This is a genomic window from Mesorhizobium sp. M7A.F.Ca.CA.001.10.2.1 (genome assembly GCF_003998575.1).
Taxonomy (GTDB): Bacteria; Pseudomonadota; Alphaproteobacteria; order Rhizobiales; family Rhizobiaceae; genus Mesorhizobium.
Genome location: NZ_RZQY01000628.1, coordinates 1 through 3,636 on the forward strand (window position 1 = coordinate 1; position 3,636 = coordinate 3,636).

The 3,636-nt window shown below is 63.8% G+C and carries 5 protein-coding genes; all 5 read right to left on the bottom strand.

Translation table 11 applies throughout. From position 1 onward, the window contains the following. Positions 1-21: 21 nt before the first annotated feature. Positions 22-528 carry an arsenate reductase ArsC gene (locus EN964_RS28700; RefSeq protein WP_127270862.1) on the bottom strand — a complete coding sequence of 169 codons (507 nt, stop codon included), beginning with the start codon at positions 526-528 and terminating at the stop codon, positions 22-24. A gap of 16 nt (positions 529-544) precedes the next feature. After that, a complete protein-coding gene (locus EN964_RS28705; RefSeq protein ID WP_127270864.1) occupies positions 545-877 on the bottom strand; it encodes a helix-turn-helix transcriptional regulator in 333 nt (110 codons plus the stop codon). Positions 878-942: 65 nt separating this feature from the next. Next, positions 943-1,641 carry an RES family NAD+ phosphorylase gene (locus EN964_RS28710; protein ID WP_127272117.1) on the bottom strand — a complete coding sequence of 233 codons (699 nt, stop codon included), beginning with the start codon at positions 1,639-1,641 and terminating at the stop codon, positions 943-945. Continuing rightward, on the bottom strand, positions 1,635-2,057 hold the full coding sequence (locus tag EN964_RS28715; protein ID WP_127271235.1) for an MbcA/ParS/Xre antitoxin family protein: 423 nt from the start codon (positions 2,055-2,057) through the stop codon (positions 1,635-1,637). The genes EN964_RS28710 and EN964_RS28715 overlap by 7 nt, the downstream gene beginning before the upstream one ends. A gap of 370 nt (positions 2,058-2,427) precedes the next feature. Continuing rightward, the coding region (locus EN964_RS28725; protein ID WP_164776054.1) for an aldehyde dehydrogenase family protein at positions 2,428-3,636 on the bottom strand (1,209 nt) is incomplete at its 5' end.

Genomic DNA, 3,636 nt, shown 5'->3' on the forward strand with positions numbered 1-3,636 from the left:
GCAGGTCGTTCGCCACGAGCTTCAGCCGGCCTTCGGCAGGTTGCGGCCGATTTCATCCAGCCGCTTCTGCAGGGCAAGCTTGTCGACCATGCTCATCGGCAGGCTGATGAAGATCGAAATCCGGTTGTTGAGCATGCGATAGGCTTCGGCAAAGGCCAGATGTTTTTCGGCATCGGTGCCCTCCGCGTCAGCCGGATCAGGCACGCCCCAATGTGCGGTCATCGGCTGTCCTGGCCAGACAGGGCACGATTCATTGGCGGCGTTGTCGCAGACCGTGAAAACGAAATTCATCTCCGGCGCACCGGGAACCGCGAATTCTTCCCAGTCCTTCGAACGGGCAAAGGACGTGTCGTAATTGAGGTTCTTCAGAAGCTGGAGCGTGTAGGGATGCACCGCCCCTTTGGGATGCGACCCGGCCGAATAGGCCTTGAACTTGCCGGCGCCAATACGATTGAGAATCGCCTCTGCGATGATCGACCTCGCCGAATTGCCGGTGCAGAGGAAAAGAACGTTGTACGGTTCGCTCATGGTGCATGCCTCCCTTCTAGCATTTGCAGGTTACCGCCTGGATCACGGGCTGGCAGAGCTCCGGCGCGCCATTGCAGCAATCTTCCATCAGATAGGCCAGCAGGTCGCGCAGGCCGGTCATGTCGGCGACATAGCGCACGGTCCTTCCGTCGCGTTCGGGACGGATCAGCCCGGCATGGGCGAGCACCTTCAGATGCGCCGACATGGTGTTCTGGACCGTGTCCAGCCTCGTGGCGATCTCGCCCGCCGGAATGCCTTCCGGACCGGCACGCACGAGCAGCCGGAAGACATCCAGCCGCGTCTCCTGGCCAAGTGCGGCCAGCGCGTTCAAAGTGCTTTTCTTATCCATATATCCGAATCCTTGGATTTATGGATATCGGCTTCCCAGCGATCTGTAAAGCGTGTCCGCCGCCATCATGTGACGGCAAGCACCTTTCCCGTATCGTGCTGGCGCACGAAGTCCACGCGGGCGCCGTCCCAATGGTAGCTGTAGTGGCGACCCTGCACTGGAATGGTAATGACATCGGGCCAGAAGATGCCGATGCAGCCGCCGCCCGGCATGCGCACGCTGTTCCACACCAGTCCGTCGCTGCCTCCTGCCCGCAGCGCCCGCCCTTCCGCCTGCGAGGCGGAATAGTCGTCCGGGTCGAGCACGCCGGGCACGGCGTTGACGTCATCGAGGTCGCGGTCGACGCTGCCGATCAGCACGCGGAAATCCGCCGTCCAGCCCGGCCCCTCGTTGGTGGCGCGCATGAATTTCTGATGATGGTGGATGGTTTCGGCCAGAGCGACGTCCTCACTGTCGCCGGCATAGTAGATGCCGTAGCTGCCATCCGAGAAGCGGCCTGGCCTCAGCGTCGAGCAGTGCACGAAGGGCGCCATCACGAAGCTGGCGCCGGGGCCGGAAACCCGCCTTGCGGCCGACACCTTGCCGAGGTCGCCGATCTCGAACCTTATGCGCGGGTTGGTCTTCGCCTCGACCGAGGCCAGCGCCTCCCAGTCGCGCGGGTCGGCAATGTCCTCGAACAGGTCGATGGGCGGATGGATGGAGCGGATGATGCGGAAGGTCTGGGGCCAGTCAACGCGGCGCCTGACCGCAAGTCCACTCACCATGCGCCACGCTCCGCATCGAGCCATTCGCGCATCGCCGAGAGATCGGAGATTTCGCCGCGCAGCATCAGGTCGAGGGCCGACTGGCCGCCGAAGGTGGCATTGGGCTTGCGGATCCAGGCGTAGCCGCGTGCCGGCTCCGTGAACAGATAGCGCAGGCCCTTATGGATGCCCATCAGATGCGCCATGCGGGTGCGCAGGTCGCGGTCGATCCTGCCGACGCCGCCTTCTTTCGCCCCAGTCTTCCAACGCGCCCAGGTCCGGGCCGACATGCCGCCGAGCAGGATGCAGGCCTCCAGGTCAGTGAGGTTCCAGGCCTTGAACAGATTAACCGTGGTGCGCGCCAGCGCGCCGGCCTCGTCATCCGATATGACGCTGCCAACCGTGGCCGGTGTCGTGACAATGGACTGAAGCTGCATTTTGTTGCCTCGCTATTGGCAGATATATAGCATGAATTTGCCAATTGGCAAGGAGATCAGCAAGGCAGGGCCATCGCTTTCAGGCCAATGACGGCTTCCGTCTTGTGAAGGCCACCAATCGCCAAAGTCGGCGCCGCCCCTCATCCGCCTGCCGGCACCTTCTCCCCGGATAGTGACGGGGAGAAGGTAGCTGGCCGCATCGCTGGCGCCTATTCTGCAACATTGGAGATTGGCGAAACCGTCCATGACGGCGTCTTTCTCCCCGTCACTATACGGGGAGAAATGCCCGGCAGGGCAATGAGGGCCGGCGCTGACCTCGGCGATACCGGACGGACAGCGCGCCACATATCGTGGCGCGCCCTGACCAATTTTACTCCGCCGCCTCATACCCCGCGATGCCCTTGATCTCCAAAAAATCCTCGAGCCCGTATTCGGCATATTCGCGGCCATTGCCCGACTGCTTGTAGCCGCCGAACGGCAGGCCGGCGTCCCACTGGGGATAGTTGATGTAGACATTGCCGGTGCGCATGCGCGCCGCCACTTCGCGCGCCTTCTTCATGTCCTTGGCCTGGATGTAGGAGGCGAGGCCATAGACGGTGTCGTTGGCGGTCTCGACCACCTCGTCGACGCTGTCGTAGGGCATGATCGCCAGCACCGGCCCAAAGATCTCCTCGCGCGCGATGCGCATGTCGTGGGTGACGTCGGCGAACACCGTCGGCCTGACGTAATAGCCGCGGTTGAGTTCGGCCGGACGGCCGGGGCCGCCGGCGACCAGCGTCGCACCTTCATCGATGCCGGCCTGGATCAGGTCCTGGATCTTGTCGAACTGGATCTGGCTGACGACCGGGCCAAGCTTGGTGCCGGCAGCGTCGGCGGGGCCGACGGTGAACTTTTCCGCCGCGGCCTTGGCATAGCCGGCCGCCTCGTCATGGCGGTCGCGCGGCACGAACATGCGCGTCGGCGCGTTGCAGGACTGGCCGCTGTTGCTGAAGCAGCCGGCGACGCCCTTGCTGACGGCGCTTGCGAGGTCGACATCCCCGAACAGGATGTTGGCCGACTTGCCGCCAAGCTCCTGATGCACGCGCTTGACCGTGTCGGCGGCGGCCTTGGCCACCAGGATGCCGGCACGGGTTGAACCGGTGAACGACATCATGTCGATGTCGGGGTGGCTGGACAGCGCCTGGCCGACGCCCGGTCCGTCGCCATTGACGAGGTTGAAGACACCCTTCGGCACGCCGGCCTCGTCGAGGATTTCGGCGAAGATGATGGCGTCGAGCGGCGCGATCTCGGAGGGCTTCAGCACCATCGTGCAGCCGGCGGCAAGCGCCGGGCCGACCTTGCAGGTGATCTGGTTGAGCGGCCAGTTCCACGGCGTGATCAGCCCGACGACGCCGATCGGCTCCTTGACCACCAGATGGTTGCCCTTGACGTGGCGGAATTCGAAAGTCTTCAGCACGTCGGCCATCTTCTGCAGATGCGCAAGACCGATGCCGACCTGGCTGTCCAACGCCATCTGGCGCGGCGCGCCCATCTCGCGTGACACAGCGACGGCAAGATCGCCACTGCGCTTCTTGTAGAC

What these genes read in the sequence shown, in the direction of transcription:
- EN964_RS28700 (WP_127270862.1), bottom strand. Translation starts at nt 528, where the DNA reads ATGAGCGAACCGTACAACGTTCTTTTCCTCTGCACCGGCAATTCGGCG.
- EN964_RS28715 (WP_127271235.1), bottom strand. Translation starts at nt 2,057, where the DNA reads ATGCAGCTTCAGTCCATTGTCACGACACCGGCCACGGTTGGCAGCGTC.
- EN964_RS28705 (WP_127270864.1), bottom strand. Translation starts at nt 877, where the DNA reads ATGGATAAGAAAAGCACTTTGAACGCGCTGGCCGCACTTGGCCAGGAG.
- EN964_RS28710 (WP_127272117.1), bottom strand. Translation starts at nt 1,641, where the DNA reads ATGGTGAGTGGACTTGCGGTCAGGCGCCGCGTTGACTGGCCCCAGACC.